This is a genomic window from Pseudomonas sp. AN3A02 (genome assembly GCF_011765255.1).
Taxonomy (GTDB): Bacteria; Pseudomonadota; Gammaproteobacteria; order Pseudomonadales; family Pseudomonadaceae; genus Aquipseudomonas.
In genome coordinates this window covers 649,724-667,262 of record NZ_JAARNI010000002.1, presented here as the reverse complement: position 1 = coordinate 667,262, position 17,539 = coordinate 649,724, and the positions used below count along the sequence as shown (strand labels likewise).

Here is a 17,539-nt window from a genome sequence, read left to right as displayed (position 1 = left end):
GAGACATGAGGTTTGGCCATGGTGTCCGTCGGTATCGTGCTGTTTCCCGGTTTCCAGGTGCTGAGCCTGTCCACCAGCAGCGTGTTCGAATTTGCCAACTTCGTGGTGGGACGACCGTTCTACCGCGTGGATTTGCTGTCGGAGCATGGCGGGCCGATCAAAAGCTCCATGGGCTTTGCCATTGATAGCCTGGCGTTCGGGCAGCAGGACTACGACACGATCGTGGTGCTGGGGGATAACGAATTACTCGAGCCCACACCCGGCATGGTGGCGTATCTACAGGCGTCGTTGACGGCGTCGCGCCGGGTTACGTCGGCCTGCACCGGTTCTTTTCACCTGGCAGCGGCCGGGCTGTTGGAAGGGCGCAAGGCAACCACCCACTGGTACCACGCCATGACGTTTCGCCAGCGCTACCCCGACGTAAAGCTGGAAGAAGACCGGATCTTCACCGTCGACGGCCCGCTCTGGACATCCGCCGGGATGACCGCCTGCATCGATCTGGCCCTGGCCTTGGTAGAGCACGACCTGGGGGTGGAAGTGGCCCGCGACGTGGCGAAAAAACTGGTGGTCTATCACCGCCGTGCCGGTGGCCAGTCGCAGTTCTCGGCGTTGCTGGAACTGGACCCAAAGTCCGACCGCGTACAAACCGTCCTGGCCTGGGCCAAAGGGCACCTGCGCGAGGACCTTTCCGTAGAGCAACTAGCCGAAGCAGCACACCTCAGCCCGCGCCAATTCAGCCGACTGTTCCGCGCCGAAACCGGCCAATCCCCGGCCAAGGCGGTGGAACACCTGCGCATTGAAGCCGCGCGCTTGATGCTCGAATCCGGCAGCCACTCCATCGACGTCGTCGCCCGGGAGACAGGCTTCGGTGACCCGGAGCGCATGCGTCGAGCCTTCCTGCGAGCGTTTGGCCAGCCGCCCCAGATGATCCGTCGGGCGTTGCAGTTGCAGGCGTGAGTTGATGGCCTTGCGCGCTACGCACCATTGGGCTGAGGTGTTGTTGGGTCAATGGATGCCGCTGTTGAATCCAGAAACCGGGAGATGATCCCTTTGGTGGCAGGTTGTGCCGAAGTGCTGGCGCGGCCCCGCACATTCATCCCCCAACCCGGCGCAAACCCCGGGAAAAACACCAACCCTTCAGCCTCCAGACGAAACGCCACACTCAGGCGGACTTCATCACCCACATCGCCATGGCTTTCAAAACGTTGAAGGGCGTCCACTTCCACATCCGCTTCACGGGCCAGGTCTTCCCGGCTCCAGCCGAGCATCAGGCGGGCCTGGACGCTGTGCCGTGGGGTGAATTGATGAAGGACGATCTGCTGTTCTACGGTGCTGCTCATTGCCAGAGAGGACATGGGCTTTCTCCAGGTTCGACGGGGGAGGGCAAACTATACTGTGTTTTTGTACAGTTGTTTCTACCGCTCATCAACTGGATTTTTTCGATAGGGTCGCCGCTGCTCTATTTCGCCCCTTCCAGGTAAGTGCTCGGCGACTGACCAAGCACTCGCCGGAACATGCTGGAAAATGCCGCCGGATTTTTGTAGCCCAGGTCCAGGGCTAGCCCCGTTGAGCGTGCCGGTCGCGCTGGCCGGTACGTTTACCTACATGCTCATGGCAGGATTCGCCAAGGAGGAATTGGGTGCGTGGTTTGTCGGCTATATCGACTTGCTGGCGTTTGCCATCCTCACCGTGGGTTCGCTGCTGGGCATTCGCCTGGCGGCACCGTGGATCGGCCGCATCCCGGATGCACTGCATGCGCGGGTGTATATCGGGTTGTTGGGCGTGGTGATGGTGAGCATGCTGGTCTGACGCAAGTGGATTTTGCGGCCTTTCAGTCGCAGTCTAGGGTTACTTCTCTGTTCAAAAGAAAGTGATGGGGGAATGTGATGTCCATTTGCGAAAGCGATTGGAAGAAGTTCAAAGTCCTCAGGGCGTTGGCGCTTGAGCGCTTTCACCTAGGCGTACTGGCTGATGCAAAGACCATCAGCGAGCGCGAAACGCTGTCTGCCGAGGCTCGGTACAGGACGCTGTATCGCCTCACCCGGGATCGCGATAACGATGTCGTCCGCACGTTTAATCTCTACAGTCGTTCGAGAGCCTGGGAGAGCCTTGCACAAATGATCAGCCTTGATTTATTGAGTGATTCAGAGTTGTCGGTATTAAGCGAAGAAACATTGAGTGCTATCAGCTACGCGGTCAGGCAGCGTTATGAAATCGAGTGGGTTGCTGAACACGTATCAGACGACCGAGAATCTTGTCTTTAACTTCAGTAAAAATGTTCAGGAAATACCTTGATGCTAAGTTTTAATTGTACTCAGGCGGCTGCCGATTTCTTTAGCCGGGTTCGCAAAGGCAAAAAAATTTCCCCGGTTCAAAAAACGTCGCCAGAGGAGAGGCAGGGCGATGACCTGTACGCCGACCCTCATGAGTGGCTGGTCCATGCCGCGACGGTGCAACGTAAACATGTGCTGTTGGCGATACATCTGAAAACCCGCTATTGCATGCTGTTTTTTGATATGAAAAAGGCCGACGCCGATAGCTTTGTGTACACCTTTATTAATCGCTGGATGAGTGGTGTTGTGGATCTTGCCTTAAAGTCTGATGTTTTGGATTTGGTTGATCCGTCGGTGCCTGGGCAGCAATTCGTCAGCTTGGTCGAGTCGTACTGCCTGCAGCAGCGGGGTGATCGGAGTGCGCAGACTCAAATCAACGAAATATTGCGAAGTTTTGAGATGGACGCAGAAGGCGTGGATCTTTCCGCAGCGTCTTGGAGCGCTCTGCATTACGACGCTCGAATCAACCATACGCCTCGAAGCTTGAAAGATGTGAAGGGACTTCACTGGCCGGATGAGGAAATGCTGATTCATTGGTTGGTCACGGTAGGCGGCTTGGACCCTGCTGGCGCCGCACTTGCCCGTGAAAAGTACCGTCTATTCAGACGAAGGGCCTGAACTGGAGTCGCATCACCGTTCTTCCAACCCCGGCGCTTCGCGAATAATCAGGTGATCCAGGTTCTCGATATTGGCACTGAACACCCCGAACGTCTGCTCGGGGTTTTTCTTGCTCGGCACCTGTTTCAGCTCCGGCGTCACCCCGTAGAAGAAGCAATACAGCGCTCGATCACTGTCCACCGCGGCCTTGATCTGCTCCAGGAACGCCTTGCGCTTACGGTAGTTCTCGATCAGTTTTTTGCTCAGGTAAACGTTGATGGAATAGGGCTTCTTGTCGAGCCAGGCCTTCTTTTCGAAGTCGATGCGAAAGCTGCTGGTGTAGTCCTTGATCTCTTTGATCTTGCCCCAGTAGATCAGGCCTTTGTTGTCTTGCAGGTATTCGATCTTCTTGAAAAACGTCCAGTAGGTCGCGGTGTGATCGCCGATCTTCAAGGGCATGCTTTTGAGCTTGTCTTTGTCGCCGATATTCGACACGTAGCATTCCACCGGGTGGGCAAAGACGCTGGTCTTGTCCGGGGTGGTGTCGCTTGAGCTGTGAGACAAGGCGTTGCGAGTTGCCGGCGTTTTCGGTGGTTCTTGTGGGGTGCCGCCCTCGGCACCGATGACTGGTGTTTTGCGTTCGTACTGGCGTCGCGTCAGCACAAATTCCGACGGGAAACTTTCCTCCGGCCCATCCTCAGCTTCACCTTTTCCGGCATGGCGACTGGCGTAACGGCAGCCCCCGATATGCCGGGTACTGGGGATGTTCTTGAAGTGGGGCGTGCGCAGGTAGTTGACGTTTTTCGCGTTGAACGTGCCCAACACATTGCCCGCCGCAAACGCCGCCCGGCATTCATCGTTGGGGCACAGGAAACTGTCCTTGTCGGAATCGAAGGCGGCGGTTTCGTCGAAATTCAGGTCGCGCACGTCATAGATCGACAGCTTGTCGTCGAGACTCAGGCTGTAGGCCGTATCGAATTTCATGGGGCTCGGGTCCGTGAGAGATTTCGCTATTAATAGCGGGATATCGCGCAAATATCAGTAGAAATTACGCACGGACCACCACACGCCGTCCACTCAAGAAACACAAGGTGCCACCCATCGCCGTCAGCCCGCTGAGTACATAGAACATCGAGGCGGGCGATGCATTGATCAGCAGGTAGCCGCAGATCACCGGGCTCAGCGCCCCGCCAAATGCCGCCAGGTTTTGTGCGCCGTAATAACTGCCGCGCAGGGCGTCCGGGGCGATGGTGTCGATAAACAGGAACTCGGAGGGGTAGATGATCATCTCCCCGAGGGTGAACACAAACATCGCGATACACCACGACACCAGGCCGTCCGCCATGCTGAAGCCGATCAAACCGGCAATAAACAGCGAGGTGCCAAGCACGATCCAGTAGCGCAGTTGTTCGCGCTTGAGGAAGCGGCCGATCTGGTACTGCATCAGGATCACCGTGATGGCGTTGCACGCCAGCACGGCGGAGAGAATTTTCAGCGCGTTCTCCGGCTTGTAGGCCACCAGCAGAAACTGCGACAGATACAGGGTGTAGCGCCCGTGGACAATGGTGCTCAACAGGCTGCCGCTGGTAAACAGGATCAAGGTGCGATCACTGCGCAGCGTCCTCAGGGTGCTGAGAAAACTTAAGGGTTTATTGCTGTCGTCGCGCTGGGTCGGCGGGATGCCGATCATCAGGAACAGACTGCCAAAAGCAATCGCGCTGGCGATCAGGAAGGGCGCCAGGGGCATCTGGCCGGCAATCACCACGCCGAGCATCGGGCCGGTGGCGTAGCCGACATTGGTCAGGGTGTAGCGCAGGGAAAACACCTTGGCCCGCTGGCCCACCGGCAGGTTCTCGCTGATGATCGCCTTGGAGCCGATCAGGAACAGCGCCGAAGCGGCTTCGGTGATCACCAGCGTCAGGGTGGTCAGGTACAGGTTGCTGGCAAAGGTCAGCAACAGAAAACCGATGGAGCTGGAGAGCATCGCCAGGATCAGCAGCTTGCGCTTTTCCAGACGGTCGATGATGTAACCACCGTAGAGGCCCAGCAGGGTGGCAATGAACACAGCAATGCCCATCAGCAAGCCGATGTCTTGCTGGTTGAGGCCCAGGCGGGTGCTGAGCAACAGCGCGAGCAACGGGCTGGTCATGGCGCGGCTGACGACGATGGTCACCGAGCAGATCATCAGGCGGCGGATTACCAGGGAGTACGTGGCCACGGTGGGGCGGATGTCCTTATTCTTTTTTCAAGGCGATGAAGATCAAGTGTGGGAGCGGGCTTGCTCGCGAATGCGGTATGTCAGTGCCAAATGTACTGGCTGATCCACCGCATTCGCGAGCAAGCCCGCTCCCACATTTAGATCGAGTTACTGGCCGGCATTGATGCTGATTTTTTCAACCGCACCTTGCTCCAGATCCCACTTCTTCAAAATCTTGCCGTACGTCCCATCGTCAATCATGCCCTGCAAAGCCTCACTGATGGCCGTGACCAACTCGGTATTGCTCTTCTCAATCCCCAACCCCGTGAACTGCTTGGAAATCGCCAGGCCCACCGGCTTGTACTTACCCTTGTCCAGCGCCATCAGGTAAGGAATGGTTTCACTGCCCTGCATCGCGGCATCCAGACGGTTCTGCTGCAACTGCGCCCGGGCATCCGCCGAGCCCTCGGTGCCAATCACCACGATGGCTGGCTTACCGGCCTTTTCGCAGTTTTCCTTGCTCCACGCGGCAATTTCCGACGGCCAGGTCGTACGTCGGCTGGTGCCGACTTTTTTACCGCACAGGTCAGTCAATTCCTTGAGCTCTTCACGCTTGGCCAGGGTGTACAACTGCGGCCCGCTGGTGAAGTAGTCGATAAAGGTCACCGACTTCTGACGCTCGGCGGTGTCGCTCATGCCCGACAGCACAATGTCCACGCGCTTGGTGGTCAGGCCGCTGAGCATCTGTTCGAAGCCGGTTTCCTGCCACTTGATTTTCACCCCCAAACGTTCGGCCAGGGCGTTGCCCAGGTCAAAGTCCAGGCCGGTGAGTTTGTTGGTGGCGGTGTCCTTGAAATCCATCGGCGGGTAGTTCGGCACGATGGCCGCGCTGATCTCACCCTTGTCCTTGATCGCTGCCGGCAATGCCGCCAAAACCGAAGTGGAGGCCATCAGGCCTACGAGCAAACTTGGAAGAAACAGATTTTTCATGGGGGCGTTCTCGTTAGTTTTTTAATTAAGTGCGAACGGCAGAAATAAAGCTTTGGGTACGCGGGTTTTGTGGGCTTATTAGAATTTCTTCAGGGCTGCCGGCTTCCACAATCTGGCCGGCATCCATAAACACCATGCGGTTGGACACTTCGCGGGCGAAGCCCAATTCATGGGTGACCACAATCATGGTCATGCCGGTGGTGGCCAAATCGCGCATCACCGACAGCACTTCTCCTACCAGCTCCGGGTCGAGGGCTGACGTGGGTTCGTCAAACAACATCAGCTTGGGCCGCATCGCCAACGCACGGGCAATTGCCACACGCTGTTGCTGGCCGCCGGACAATTCCACCGGGTAGGCATTGCGCTTGTCTGCCAGGCCAACCCGGGCCAGCAACTCCAGCGCGTCCTCGGTGGCTTCCTTGGGTGAACGCTTGAGCACCTGGCACGGGCCTTCGATGATGTTCTGCAACACGGTCATGTGCGGGAACAGGTTGAAGCGCTGAAACACCATGCCGGTGGCCAAGCGCTGGCGGGCGATCTGTGATTCATTCAACTCATGCAGCTTGTTGCCGACGACCCGATAGCCCACCAGTTCGCCGTCGACCCACAGGCCGCCCTTGTCGATTTTTTCCAGCTGATTGACGCAGCGCAGCAGGGTACTTTTGCCGGAACCGGATGGGCCGATAATGCACAGCACTTCGCCTTGCTCGACTTCCAGGTTGATGTCCTGCAGCGCGTGAAACTGGTCGTAATACTTGTTCAGGTTCACGGCCTTGACGATGCTTCTCATGGGCAAATCTCCTCAGTCAGGGCTTACGAACGCTTGCCGGCGCCGCGGGCAAAACGACGCTCGAGGCGGCTCTGACCGAATGAAAGAACAGTCACCACCGCCAGGTACCAGATGCCGGCAACAATCAGCAGCTCCATGACCCGGGCGTTGGCGTAGTAGATGTTTTGCGCGTTGTGCAGCAGCTCCGAGTACTGGATCACACTCGCCAGGCTGGTCATTTTCACCATGCTGATGAACTCGTTGCCTACAGGCGGAATGATCACCCGCATCGCCTGGGGCAGAATCACCCTACGCAGCGCCTGAAGGCTCGGCATGCCGATCGACTTGGCGGCTTCGTACTGGCCGGTGTCCACCGACAACAGGCCGGCGCGCACCACTTCGGCGGTGTAGGCGCCCTGGTTGATGCTCAGGCCGAGGAGGGCGGCCACGAACGGCGTCATCAGGTCTACGGTGTCGATACTGAACAGGCCGGGAATCGCGATCACCGGGAAAATCAGCGCCAGGTTGAACCACAACAGCAGTTGCAGAATCAGCGGCGTACCCCGGAACAGCCAGGTGTAGGTGATGGCCACGTAGCGCAGGATCGGGTTGGCCGACATGCGCATGATCGCCGTGATCACCCCGATCACCACCCCTAGCGCCATGGCCAGGATCGACATGATGATGGTGTTCACCAGGCCCCAGATAATCGCCTCGGACGTGAGGAACTGACCGATGTAGGACCATTCGATTTGACCGTTGGCGAATGCCCGCAACAAGGCGGCCAGGGCGACCACAATTAGCGTGGCGAACACCATCCGGCCGTAGTAGCGACGGGGCACATGCTCGTACTTCGTGATGTCGAACTGGTTCTCGGTCTGCTGGCGCTCCGCTTGCAAGCGCTCTGCCGGGGTTTGTTTCATGGTGACTCTCCAAAACAACTGAATACACTGATCGTTCCCACGCGGAGCGTGGGAACGATCTTTAACCCTGTAGGAGCGAGCTTGCTCGCGATGGTCGTGAACGATAACGCTGGAAACCTGACACCCAGCGGCGCTCTTGAGTTTTTCGCGAGCAAGCTCGCTCCTACAAGTGAAGCCGTCTCAAATCCGAAAACCGGTGTAACTCTGTGTCCACTCTTGCTGCACAGCCAACGCAGTCTTCAACCGCCCAATCTGCTCCCGTACCCGCTCCGGCGCCGTACCACCCCAACCACTGCGCGCCGCAATCGCTGCTTCCAGGGTCAGGCACTCACGTACTTCCGGCGTCAGCCGCGTATCCACCTCCGCCAACAACGCCGGCGAGGCTTCCCACAATTCAATCTCATGCTTCTCACAGGCCTGCACCAACGCGCCGGTAATCTCGTGGGCCTCCTTGAACGGCACACCGCGAGTGGCCAACCAATCCGCCACCTCAGTCGCCAGGGTGAAACCCATCGGCGCCTGACGCCGCAGCTCTTCCACCTGCACCTTCATCGTCGCGACCATCCCGGCCATCGCCGGCAGCACCAGCAGCAAGGTATCCACGCTGTCCAACACACTGTGCTTGTCTTCACTCAAATCGCGGTTGTACGACAGCGGCAAGGACTTGAGCGTGGACATCAACCCAGTCAGGTTGCCAATCAACCGCCCAGCCTTACCCCGCGCCAATTCGGCAATGTCCGGGTTCTTCTTCTGCGGCATGATCGAGCTACCGGTGGCGTAGGCATCGTCCAGCTGCACCCAGCGAAACTGGCGCGACGACCACAGGCAAAACTCCTCCGACAGCCGCGAAATATTCACACCGAGCATGCCCGCCACAAACAGAAATTCCGCCACGTGGTCACGACTGGCTACAGCATCGATAGAGTTTTCGCACGGCCCGGTGTAACCCATCTCCTTGGCCGAATGCTCCGGCTGACGAGCAATCGCCGAGCCGGCCATCGCCGCAGCACCCAACGGCGACAACGCCGTACGCGCGTCCCAATCCACCAAGCGCTGCACATCCCGCAGCATCGATTGCGCATGAGCCAACAAGTGATGGGCGAACACAATCGGCTGCGCCTGCTGCAAGTGGGTGAAACCCGGGCAGATGCTCTCGATATGCTGCTCGGCCTGGTCCACCAGCGCCTGCTGCAAACTCAACACCTCGGTGGTGATGGTGCGCGCGTGGTCCCGCAGGAACAGGCGCAAATCGTTGGCCGTCTGGTCATTGCGCGAACGCCCGGCGCGCAACTTGCCGCCCAGGGCGCCCAAACGCTCGGTCAACACCCGCTCGATGAAGGTGTGCACATCCTCGTCATCCAGCGTCGGGTGCAGGCGGCCAGCGGCAAAGTCCTCACCAATCCGGTCCAGTGCTTCCAGGGTGCGCAAGGTTTCCGACTCATCCAGCAACCCGGCACGCTGCAACTCACGGGCATGGGCTCGGGAGCCGGCCAGGTCGTAGGGCGTCAGGCGAAAATAGCGCTCAGGGCAACGGGACAGCGCCGCCAAAGCAGCAGACGGGCCGGACTTGAAGCGAGCACCCCAGAGGCGATCGGTGGGCTGAGACATGGTGTTCCTCACGCTTGTTTTTAGAAGTGACAAGCCCGATGGACGTGGCTTGGCCTTATGGATTCGGAGGGCAGTAGCAAAACGAAAAGTCCTGATCGAAGTGTCAGGTTTTTATGGGCGTTAAATCAGCCGGTAAAAGCCGTTCAACCCGCTATATTCAAGGTTGCCAAGGGCGGTTAAGTATGTTCATTATTGCCGCCCGGCGATGTTCATGGAGTAGGTCAAAGCCTGTTGAAGATGGCACTTGAGGTCAACACGTATTATGGAAACCCCACTTTCCACTTCTGGAAACATACCGCCAAAACCCGGCACAAGACCTGCGCTGCAACTCAGCGGACTGGACTTCAAATTGCTGCGGGTGTTCAAGGCTGTGGTCGAAGCGGGCGGCTTCAGCGCGGCGCAGAATGAGCTGAATGTGGGCCTGGCGGCAATCAGCAAGCAGATTTCCGACCTCGAAATTCGCATCGGCATGCGCCTGTGTACGCGAGGGCGGGAAGGGTTTGGCCTGACCGAAGAAGGAAAATTAGTCTATCAAGCGTCCATTGAATTATTTGCCTCGGTAGACAGTTTCAGAGACAAGCTTAGTTCGGCACAGAACGAACTGATCGGCGACCTTAGTGTGGGCGTTATTGATAACACCGTATCGGACTTTAATTCGCCGCTGATTAAAGCGCTGGGAAAATTACATACAGAATCGCCAAAAATAAGATTACGCCTACATGCCTCGCAACTGGACGAAGTTGAACGGGGCGTGGTGGAAGGGCGGCTGATTGTCGGCATCGTCCCGGTATACCAGCGGCGGGAAGAATTCGATTATTTCCCGCTGTACGAAGAAAAGTCCCACGCGTACTGCGCCGTCGGGCATCCGCTGTTTGAAGCGAGGGACATCAACGCAGATGTGTTGCGCCAGCACGAAGTGGTCAACCATCGTTACGCGATCCACAGCGACAAGGCCAACTTCGTCAGCTACGACAGCCAGTCCGCCTCGGCCTCACAGGTAGAAGCCGTCGCCATCCTCATCCTCACGGGCCGCTTCCTGGGGTTCCTCCCGGAACACTACGCCGCGCCGCTGGTGAGAGAAGGGCGCCTGCGCGTGTTATGCCCGGAACAGATCCACCTGAGCACACCGTTCAACCTCATCCTGCGCCACAACGCCCCGCGCAGCCCGCTGGTCAAAGCCTTCGCAACGGCACTAGGCGTGGATCTCAAAGCGCCAATCTAGCCCTAAGGATGTACAGAGATCACCTGTGGGAGCTGTCGAGCCCCAGCGAGGCTGCGATGGGATCACCTCGGTCTACCCGCAGACCCCATCCACCCACATCACCGCTGCAACCTGGCCCGCTTCTTCTTCGCATGAAAATGCCGAAAATGCGCATCCTGCGCCGCCGCCAACAACTCCCGATCCCCGCGCGTATCGCCCCAGGCCCTGAGCCGATACTCCCCCAAATCCCCATAAACCGCCTCAAGCCGAAGCACCTTATTCTCACACCGGCAATTATTCCCCGTGAGCTTGCCCGTCAACACCCCGTCAACCACCTCAAGCTCAGTGCCGATCAACCTGATCCCAAGCCGATCCGCAAACGGCTGCAACACCAACGCCGGCGACGCCGAACACAACGTCACCACCGCCCCGGACTTCAACTCATCGGCCACCGATTGCAGCCCGGTTGGCCGCATCAGCTTGTTCCAATAGGCCTGGCAATACGCTTCAGCCTTCTGCTGAACCCACGCCTTGTCCACGCCGGTCATAAAGGTGCGGATCAACTGCGCCTTGAGCTCATCACGGCTGATGACGCGCAACACAAACTGCGCGCCAGGCACCGCCAGCTTCACCATCCTGCGCATGAACTCGCCTTTACCAAAGGCGAACTTCAGGAACGGCACGAAACTGTCGTGATGGGTCAGGGTGCCGTCGAAGTCAAAGACGGAGAGTACTTTGGCATCCAAGGGGCCGGATTCGAGCATGTCTGGGTTCACGGGTGGTCCTTTGTTGTCTGGAGCGGGTTCTCATAACTGTGTGACTGGTACCCACTGCGTGGGTTCAGGCTGATCACGGTTATGCAATTCTGACCAGCCAGAGAGAGTGATCTTGTGCTTTTGCTGGCAATTATTAAGGGAGTTTACCCGGTCGGACACAGGAATAAACGTCGTAAGGCGTCCGGCATTGTTAGAGCGCGGGTGGGGGAAACGCCTTTGTTGAACCGTCCGAACATCAGCTCTACCTCCTACAGTCCGCACCGCGCTTAATACTCAACGGAATGAACAGTGTCGACGCCGATGCGGGCATCCTGAGCCGCGTGGTGCAAAATTATCTGGAAGAGGTCGTGGACCTCTATCAAAGACTCTGAGCGCGTTGCCTTTGACTATGTTAGCTGCGCATCTATTGGCAGGAACGTGTGGTAGTATGCTTTAGTGGCTAAAGGCTACATGTTGCATCGATAAGCTATAATTTATAGAAGACTTTAAATAAGGAAAGTATTATGAATGGTGCAGTTTTGTTGGAGCCAGCGTGCTTAAAGACGTTGTCGCTGGTTGAGTGTACTCCTAGTGCATCTAACCAGCATGAGTTCAATGGCGTGGCGCAATTGAAATCTTTTTTAGGAGTTGAGCGGAAAACTTTGGAGTCTGTTTTTACTATCCGAGGTACGGGTACTCGTGCAGTGGTTAACGTTACTTGGTATGACGCAAGAGAGAATGACGATAGTCGTTCAGCAGAGTTTAGGCTGTATTTCCAGACTAATGCTGTCATGTCTAGCGCTAATCAAGGGGATAATATGATGATAGGTCTTGATCGAAATGGGGTTTTAAACCTGATTTTGCTTAAGTAGTCGGTATGGTATTTGCAATGCTAGTTATGTGAGTTGGTATTTTTAGTGGTTGTATGGTGTCTTTTCTGGAAGTTGTATGATTTGTTTGCTGGTAAGTAATTTAATTGCTTGAGGCGGTTAAATAGCTGCCATCACTATTTTCTATGGTGGTGGCAGATTTAGGTGTGTTCTTTTGGCTTGTTTTCGTAAAGTATATTTTCGGCTATATTATGATTGTAGATTCACATCTTATAGATGTCAGCAGGCTGCTAACGTTTTAAGGTTATAAAGTTTCCAGTTTTGCGTGTAAGTTTTTTAGATAGGCTTCGTCTATTTCTAAAAGCTTTGGACCTTGTAAGAGCCAAGAAATAGTTTCATCAATTAATAAGGAGGTTTTATCCTTATTCATATGGCGCACGGCACACTCCCAAATAACTAGTACTCGCCAGTTAAGGGCTTGGATAGCTGCCAATTGGCGCTTATCGCGCTCGTTGTTTTTACCAATTTTTTCGGTCCAGAATTCCGGCCGGGTTCGGGGTGCTTTGAAATATCGGCAATCGTGGCCATGCCAGAAGCAGCCGTGGATAAAAATGGCAGCATTATATTTCGGCAGTACAAGATCAGGTGTTCCTGGTAGATTTTTTACATGTACACGAAAACGAAAGCCTCTGGCATGCAAGGCTTTTCGAATCAAGAGTTCGGGTGAGGTATTTTTGCTCCGGATTTTCGCCATCATCCTTGAGCGGGTTTCTATATCGACAATATCAGCCATCGTGTCCTCCGTGTCGGGGCACTGATTGCCCCGATCTGCTGGAGAAGTCCGGAGCCCAATTACCGCTGCTGTTTAGGGTCTTTGGTTTTAGCTTTCGCAGCTAAAATTCGGACTTTCATCAGTCGCGCTACCGCTTCGAATACTGGAACGGCAACTGAGTTACCGAATTGACGATACGCTTGTGTATCCGAAACCGGAATAACGAATTTACTTTCGCCAGGTTTATCGAAGCCCATCAAGCGGGAGCACTCTTGAGGCGTGAGTCTACGTGGGCGGTTGAGCTGATTTAGTTCGCTATTAAAATCAAGCTTGTCTGAAAAGCCGCGGTCAACCAGAATCTCTGAACCGTCTTTGTGGTATCTGGCCGAGAGAGTGCGTGCAACATCATCCGGCCTCGTCAATCCAAACCCGAAGCCATTGCCTTTCTGGCGATGCTTCTCGGCGTACCTGTAAAGGTAATCCCAAAGTTTCGGCGTGAGGATGTACTTGCTGTCCACTGCTTCCTTCGGTTCCAAAATGTCACCGAAGGTTGGACGCTGTTTAGGGATCAGCTTGTCGATATCTCGCAATGTGAAGCCATCATGGACATCTAGGTCGCGGCGAAAACCTACAAGTACGATGCGTTCCCGATGCTGCGGCACAAAGTTTTTGGCATCTATCACCTTAGGGTCAGAGCCCTTTGGCGCGTTGACGTCGGCAACTTCATAACCGAGCTCATCCAGCGCTTCGCAAATGATGCGGAATGTATTGCCCTTGTCATGGCTTTTCAGGTTTTTGACGTTCTCCAATAGGAATGCAGCAGGGCGCTTGGCTTTAATAATCCGAGCTACGTCAAAAAATAGGGTTCCTTGTGTTTCGCACTCAAATCCATGTTTGCGGCCAAGAGAGTTCTTCTTGGACACACCTGCCAAGGAGAACGGCTGGCAAGGGAAGCCGGCTAACAGAACATCGTGATCCGGAATTTCGCGATCTATATTTTGGTAAGCCTCTTCCTCACTCACGTTCAGTTTGTCGGATAGGGTAACTGTCCGGATGTCTTGATTGAAGCGGTGACGCTCCGGGTCACAATAGTGGTTTGCCTTGTAGGTACGGACTGCGTAAGGGTTCCACTCGGAAGTGAATACACACTCGCCACCAATGGCTTCAAATCCTTTTCGAATTCCCCCAATACCGGCAAATAGGTCGATAAAGCTGAAAGAGGTTTTCTTTGTAGGTTTGGGTGGAAGAAGAGATTGTAGGTAGACGTATTCCGTATGGTTCAGGCGAGGTGTGGCTTTGCCTTTGACCCATCGGTTTATAGTCTCACGGCAATGCGGTGAGTCAATCTCCTTGAGCTTTGCAGCAAGCGTACCTTGGTCATAGATTTCTAAAAGCTTGTGTACCAAGGCGAGGTCTTCTGCTTTTTGTGATCGGGCTGTAGGTAATCCCAGTTGAGTGGATTCAGGATTTGCGCATTCGAAAAGGTTCATCAGTCCTGCTTTCCTCTGGGTAAAATCTGTGACGGATTGTCACCATTCTATCCCTATAGATTGAGATGTAAATTAATATCTTCCCGTAGAGTCCCAAGGGTTCATTCTGCAGGTGCTAGGAGATTTTGGGTACTCGGCAACTGATGCTGAGTATATGCATTCAGTGTGGATGTGAAGGGGGGGCTTTTGTGGGCATTTTGTATCGATATCCTTTACGCGGGCTGAGCAGTTCCATTAGCAATCTTGACGTAAAGGTAGGTCCTTCGGCGGCCTCACTCGGTCAATCGGGCTTTACCTGGTAGTGATAATTGGCCACTATTGGTTCTTGTGTGTGCAGGTGGTCTGAAGTCGATATTCCTTATAGAGGCGTAGCTCCTATGTGGAAATAGGATTCTTTGTGATTTGACAGGAGTGTTTTTTTATGATTCTTCTGGGTTTTCGTGAAGGCTTCAATCATTATTTGTTCGCAGCCAGATAATCAGAATGCATGGAAAGTTATTGGTCGTAGCCGCGCACTGGTCTACGCAATTATGTCCTCTTCGGAGGCCGACGAGTCGAAATGGGGGTTGTAATGGACAACGATCTAATTAATGAGCCGAATGCATCTCGTCTCATCTTCGGGCTTCGCGACACCGGATACAGCTTTTTGACCGCATCCGCAGATATTATTGACAACTCGATAGCTGCAAATGCGGATGAAGTAAGTGTCAGAATCTCGATGACGCAAGAGGGTAGGAAGTTTGTTTATTTCGGGGATAATGGTGACGGTATGGATGCAGCCGGGATCCATAACGCACTGCGTTATGGCGCGCCTGAGCGGGATAATAAAGCTAGCTTGGGAAAATTTGGCCTTGGACTGAAAACTGCATCTAGCTCTGTGTGTCGTAGGTTTACCGTCATTTCCCGAAAATCACCTTCTTCACCACTGGCAAAGCTTGCTTGGGACCTCGATCATGTTGAGGATACTGGCAGATGGGAAATGTTGCGAGAGCCGCTAGAGCATCATGAACAGGATGCTTGGGATGAGCTTTGTGGCGAAAAGGGGACGCTTGTCGTGTGGTCTGGATGCGACCGTCTTCTATCCAAAAACTATGATGAGCCAGGTGGAACTCATGAACAGAGGGCAATAAAACGGCTGTCGGGGCGTCTTAAAGAGCATATTGGCTTGATTTATCATCGATTCCTTGATTTTACGGACACACGGCAGCGAAGCATAAATATTGCCGTGAACGATGATCCTGTTCAGCCGTGGAACCCTTTTTACCCTGAAAAATCCGAGCAGGTATTGGCAGATTCACAACAGGTGATGGATGTAGAGACTGCTGATGGAGACAGCGATGGTAAAGCAACTATCAGAGCATGGATCCTACCAAACTCAACTACATTGAGCCCGGAAGAAAAGGCCAAAGCCAAGATTTCGAATCGTGGGCAGGGCTTTTACATCTATCGTGAGGGACGATTGATCAATGAGGGCGGCTGGTTGGGGGTGTTTGGTGCGCAAGGGAGTTTCGAGCCGCACATGTCGCTATTACGAATCGAGTTCGACTTCGGGCATGACCTTGACTCGGCCTTCTACGTGGATGTTAAAAAATCTCGCATCACGTTCGATCCCGCAATTGAGGAGTACCTCTTTGAACTTCTCCGTAATGCGCGGCGAGAAGCCGAGAATCGGTATCGCCGAAAAGAGAAGGATATAGCGGCAAAAGCAATCCTGAACCACACCTCAGCAAACGTAAGCATCGCTGAGACTCCCACTGCTAAGATGCCGGTTATCGAGGAAGTCGATGCCGAGAGTCAAACCGCATCTATCACAAACCGCATGGGGTCTAAGATCCAAATTCGGCAGCCCGTTCAGAATAATGTCGGGCCGGATAGCTTATTCGTAGATGCCGTTAATACCATAACCTCTGGCGAACTCTGGGTGCCCGCGTTGCGAAGCACTGGAACTGTCGGTCATGTTCCGGGCGTCGAGATAAACAAGCATCATGATTTCTATCAAAAAATATATTTGCGTGCAGGTTCCGGTGGTTACGCTGTTCAGGGTATGGATTTGCTCCTCTGGGCATTTTCCGTTGCTGAACTTGACTACTCAAACGAAGAAACTGCCGCGATTTTCAGTGATATTCGAGAGGTGGTATCTTCCAATTTACGTAAACTTTTACGTACTGTACCTATGCCCGGTGAAGCTGATTTGACTGAGCTTGAGGAGTAACATGCTCAATCGGCACAAGTCACTCATTGCTAGAGTTTTAGCCGAAGGGACCGGAGCGGCAATTACCGTCAAGCCCTTTGTTGCCGGGGGACGTCAAGGTCTTAAAATGTGGTTCGATGATCTTGACGAGAAGCATGGTCCTATAGCAGAACTCAAGCCATATGGGCTTCTCACCCATCGCGTTAAACTTACGTTTGGCCTATTTTCATCAAGAGTGATTGCGCAGATTGCGGCGGCCCAAGTTGAAGAATTAGTGGTGGCCCGCGCTCTGGTTCGATCGGTTGCGACCGTATCAGAACTAACTATTTCGGGGCAAGCGCTAGATAGCTGGAGCGTGACGGATGGCTCTTTTGAAGTCATTGCTGATTACCGTCATCAAAATCTCGTACCCGACAGTGATGAAGCAGTTGTAATTACATGTAGTGAAATTATTGTGCCGTTAATGGCTGCTATGGCCGAGCTCATCGGTTATGACCAAGTTGAAAATCCAGCCGACTCTAATATTCCTGAAGTGGAGGGAGGCCTTAGTCAAGCCACGGTCTCACGTCGTGAACGCAATCCTAGGAGTAGGTTACTTTGTCTTCGTATCCACGGGAATATTTGCAAGGCTTGTGGGCTGGACCCAGCGAGAGTTTACGGGGAGGCGGGTGGGATTATTGAGGTACATCATCTCGAGCCAGTATCGATGCTAGAAAAACCACGTCCATACGATCCTGAGATTGATTTGGTTCCTCTTTGTCCGAGCTGCCATCGAGCTGTTCATACTCGTCGCCCTTGGCCTTTGAGCCCATCAGAACTATCCAGTATCTTGGAGTCGCTCCGTGCCTGATATATCTTCATTGTCGATATCCTTCGCTGTGTT

Annotated in this window: 17 protein-coding genes and 2 pseudogenes; 8 read left to right on the top strand and 11 right to left on the bottom strand. The window is 54.5% G+C overall.

Annotated features, from left to right (window positions below; translation table 11 throughout):
* The first annotated feature begins 18 nt into the window (after window positions 1–18).
* On the top strand, window positions 19–957 hold the full coding sequence (locus tag HBJ59_RS12875; RefSeq protein WP_167663743.1) for a GlxA family transcriptional regulator: 939 nt from the start codon (window positions 19–21) through the stop codon (window positions 955–957).
* A gap of 17 nt (window positions 958–974) precedes the next feature.
* On the opposite strand, the gene HBJ59_RS12870 is transcribed toward HBJ59_RS12875, so the two are convergent.
* Window positions 975–1,355, bottom strand: a complete 381-nt coding sequence (locus HBJ59_RS12870; RefSeq protein WP_167663742.1) for a helix-turn-helix transcriptional regulator — start codon at window positions 1,353–1,355, stop codon at window positions 975–977.
* Window positions 1,356–1,459: 104 nt separating this feature from the next.
* A pseudogene (locus tag HBJ59_RS12865) lies at window positions 1,460–1,567 on the bottom strand (AraC family transcriptional regulator); the annotation flags it as partial.
* Between HBJ59_RS12865 and HBJ59_RS12860 the strand changes: the two are divergent.
* From HBJ59_RS12860 to HBJ59_RS12850, 3 genes and pseudogenes are all read left to right on the top strand, one after another.
* Window positions 1,564–1,809, top strand: a pseudogene (locus HBJ59_RS12860) (sulfite exporter TauE/SafE family protein); the annotation flags it as partial. The pseudogenes HBJ59_RS12865 and HBJ59_RS12860 overlap by 4 nt on opposite strands.
* A 77-nt stretch (window positions 1,810–1,886) precedes the next feature.
* Window positions 1,887–2,264 (top strand): hypothetical protein, encoded by a 378-nt coding sequence (locus HBJ59_RS12855; RefSeq protein WP_076016618.1) that lies wholly within the window; start codon window positions 1,887–1,889, stop codon window positions 2,262–2,264.
* A gap of 30 nt (window positions 2,265–2,294) precedes the next feature.
* The gene (locus HBJ59_RS12850) at window positions 2,295–2,951 is read left to right on the top strand and encodes a hypothetical protein (protein ID WP_167663741.1); all 657 of its coding nucleotides are present in this window, start codon (window positions 2,295–2,297) and stop codon (window positions 2,949–2,951) included.
* Between the two features lie 12 nt (window positions 2,952–2,963).
* On the opposite strand, the gene HBJ59_RS12845 is transcribed toward HBJ59_RS12850, so the two are convergent.
* The 6 genes from HBJ59_RS12845 to argH form a co-directional block, all read right to left on the bottom strand.
* The gene (locus HBJ59_RS12845) at window positions 2,964–3,914 is read right to left on the bottom strand and encodes a hypothetical protein (protein WP_167663740.1); all 951 of its coding nucleotides are present in this window, start codon (window positions 3,912–3,914) and stop codon (window positions 2,964–2,966) included.
* Window positions 3,915–3,978: 64 nt separating this feature from the next.
* The gene (locus tag HBJ59_RS12840) at window positions 3,979–5,148 is read right to left on the bottom strand and encodes an MFS transporter (protein WP_167663739.1); all 1,170 of its coding nucleotides are present in this window, start codon (window positions 5,146–5,148) and stop codon (window positions 3,979–3,981) included.
* Between the two features lie 147 nt (window positions 5,149–5,295).
* Window positions 5,296–6,117: an ABC transporter substrate-binding protein gene (locus HBJ59_RS12835; protein WP_167663738.1), complete on the bottom strand. Its 822-nt coding sequence runs from the start codon at window positions 6,115–6,117 to the stop codon at window positions 5,296–5,298.
* A gap of 25 nt (window positions 6,118–6,142) precedes the next feature.
* Complete coding sequence (locus HBJ59_RS12830) at window positions 6,143–6,907, bottom strand: amino acid ABC transporter ATP-binding protein (protein ID WP_167663737.1); 765 nt, start codon at window positions 6,905–6,907, stop codon at window positions 6,143–6,145.
* 23 nt (window positions 6,908–6,930) lie between these two features.
* Complete coding sequence (locus tag HBJ59_RS12825) at window positions 6,931–7,809, bottom strand: amino acid ABC transporter permease (RefSeq protein ID WP_063027828.1); 879 nt, start codon at window positions 7,807–7,809, stop codon at window positions 6,931–6,933.
* Between the two features lie 180 nt (window positions 7,810–7,989).
* On the bottom strand, window positions 7,990–9,417 hold the full coding sequence (gene argH, locus HBJ59_RS12820; protein WP_167663736.1) for an argininosuccinate lyase: 1,428 nt from the start codon (window positions 9,415–9,417) through the stop codon (window positions 7,990–7,992).
* 262 nt (window positions 9,418–9,679) lie between these two features.
* On the opposite strand from argH, the gene HBJ59_RS12815 reads away from it, so the two are divergent.
* Window positions 9,680–10,639, top strand: a complete 960-nt coding sequence (locus tag HBJ59_RS12815) for a LysR family transcriptional regulator (protein WP_167663735.1) — start codon at window positions 9,680–9,682, stop codon at window positions 10,637–10,639.
* Window positions 10,640–10,737: 98 nt separating this feature from the next.
* Here HBJ59_RS12815 and HBJ59_RS12810 read toward each other — a convergent pair whose 3' ends face one another.
* Window positions 10,738–11,382: an HAD-IB family hydrolase gene (locus HBJ59_RS12810; protein WP_076016611.1), complete on the bottom strand. Its 645-nt coding sequence runs from the start codon at window positions 11,380–11,382 to the stop codon at window positions 10,738–10,740.
* A 515-nt stretch (window positions 11,383–11,897) separates the two neighbouring features.
* On the opposite strand from HBJ59_RS12810, the gene HBJ59_RS12805 reads away from it, so the two are divergent.
* Window positions 11,898–12,245, top strand: coding sequence for a type II restriction endonuclease (locus HBJ59_RS12805; protein ID WP_167663734.1), 348 nt, complete (start codon window positions 11,898–11,900; stop codon window positions 12,243–12,245).
* A 262-nt stretch (window positions 12,246–12,507) separates the two neighbouring features.
* Here the strand turns inward: HBJ59_RS12805 and HBJ59_RS12800 are convergent, their stop codons facing one another.
* Window positions 12,508–12,996, bottom strand: coding sequence for a very short patch repair endonuclease (locus HBJ59_RS12800; RefSeq protein WP_167663733.1), 489 nt, complete (start codon window positions 12,994–12,996; stop codon window positions 12,508–12,510).
* A 59-nt stretch (window positions 12,997–13,055) separates the two neighbouring features.
* Window positions 13,056–14,465 carry a DNA (cytosine-5-)-methyltransferase gene (dcm, locus tag HBJ59_RS12795; RefSeq protein ID WP_167663732.1) on the bottom strand — a complete coding sequence of 470 codons (1,410 nt, stop codon included), beginning with the start codon at window positions 14,463–14,465 and terminating at the stop codon, window positions 13,056–13,058.
* Between the two features lie 571 nt (window positions 14,466–15,036).
* Between dcm and HBJ59_RS12790 the strand changes: the two genes are divergently transcribed.
* Both HBJ59_RS12790 and HBJ59_RS12785 read left to right on the top strand, forming a co-directional pair.
* Window positions 15,037–16,677, top strand: coding sequence for an ATP-binding protein (locus HBJ59_RS12790; protein ID WP_167663731.1), 1,641 nt, complete (start codon window positions 15,037–15,039; stop codon window positions 16,675–16,677).
* A 1-nt stretch (window position 16,678) separates the two neighbouring features.
* Complete coding sequence (locus HBJ59_RS12785; RefSeq protein ID WP_167663730.1) at window positions 16,679–17,506, top strand: HNH endonuclease; 828 nt, start codon at window positions 16,679–16,681, stop codon at window positions 17,504–17,506.
* The last annotated feature ends 33 nt before the right edge of the window (window positions 17,507–17,539 follow it).

Coding starts and splice junctions, on each gene's coding strand:
- HBJ59_RS12825 (WP_063027828.1), bottom strand. CDS start 7,809: ATGAAACAAACCCCGGCAGAGCGCTTGCAAGCGGAGCGCCAGCAGACC.
- argH (WP_167663736.1), bottom strand. CDS start 9,417: ATGTCTCAGCCCACCGATCGCCTCTGGGGTGCTCGCTTCAAGTCCGGC.
- HBJ59_RS12810 (WP_076016611.1), bottom strand. CDS start 11,382: ATGCTCGAATCCGGCCCCTTGGATGCCAAAGTACTCTCCGTCTTTGAC.
- HBJ59_RS12805 (WP_167663734.1), top strand. CDS start 11,898: ATGAATGGTGCAGTTTTGTTGGAGCCAGCGTGCTTAAAGACGTTGTCG.
- HBJ59_RS12835 (WP_167663738.1), bottom strand. CDS start 6,117: ATGAAAAATCTGTTTCTTCCAAGTTTGCTCGTAGGCCTGATGGCCTCC.
- HBJ59_RS12855 (WP_076016618.1), top strand. CDS start 1,887: ATGTCCATTTGCGAAAGCGATTGGAAGAAGTTCAAAGTCCTCAGGGCG.
- HBJ59_RS12785 (WP_167663730.1), top strand. CDS start 16,679: ATGCTCAATCGGCACAAGTCACTCATTGCTAGAGTTTTAGCCGAAGGG.
- HBJ59_RS12875 (WP_167663743.1), top strand. CDS start 19: ATGGTGTCCGTCGGTATCGTGCTGTTTCCCGGTTTCCAGGTGCTGAGC.
- HBJ59_RS12870 (WP_167663742.1), bottom strand. CDS start 1,355: ATGTCCTCTCTGGCAATGAGCAGCACCGTAGAACAGCAGATCGTCCTT.
- HBJ59_RS12815 (WP_167663735.1), top strand. CDS start 9,680: ATGGAAACCCCACTTTCCACTTCTGGAAACATACCGCCAAAACCCGGC.
- dcm (WP_167663732.1), bottom strand. CDS start 14,465: ATGAACCTTTTCGAATGCGCAAATCCTGAATCCACTCAACTGGGATTA.
- HBJ59_RS12800 (WP_167663733.1), bottom strand. CDS start 12,996: ATGGCTGATATTGTCGATATAGAAACCCGCTCAAGGATGATGGCGAAA.
- HBJ59_RS12790 (WP_167663731.1), top strand. CDS start 15,037: ATGGACAACGATCTAATTAATGAGCCGAATGCATCTCGTCTCATCTTC.
- HBJ59_RS12845 (WP_167663740.1), bottom strand. CDS start 3,914: ATGAAATTCGATACGGCCTACAGCCTGAGTCTCGACGACAAGCTGTCG.
- HBJ59_RS12850 (WP_167663741.1), top strand. CDS start 2,295: ATGCTAAGTTTTAATTGTACTCAGGCGGCTGCCGATTTCTTTAGCCGG.
- HBJ59_RS12830 (WP_167663737.1), bottom strand. CDS start 6,907: ATGAGAAGCATCGTCAAGGCCGTGAACCTGAACAAGTATTACGACCAG.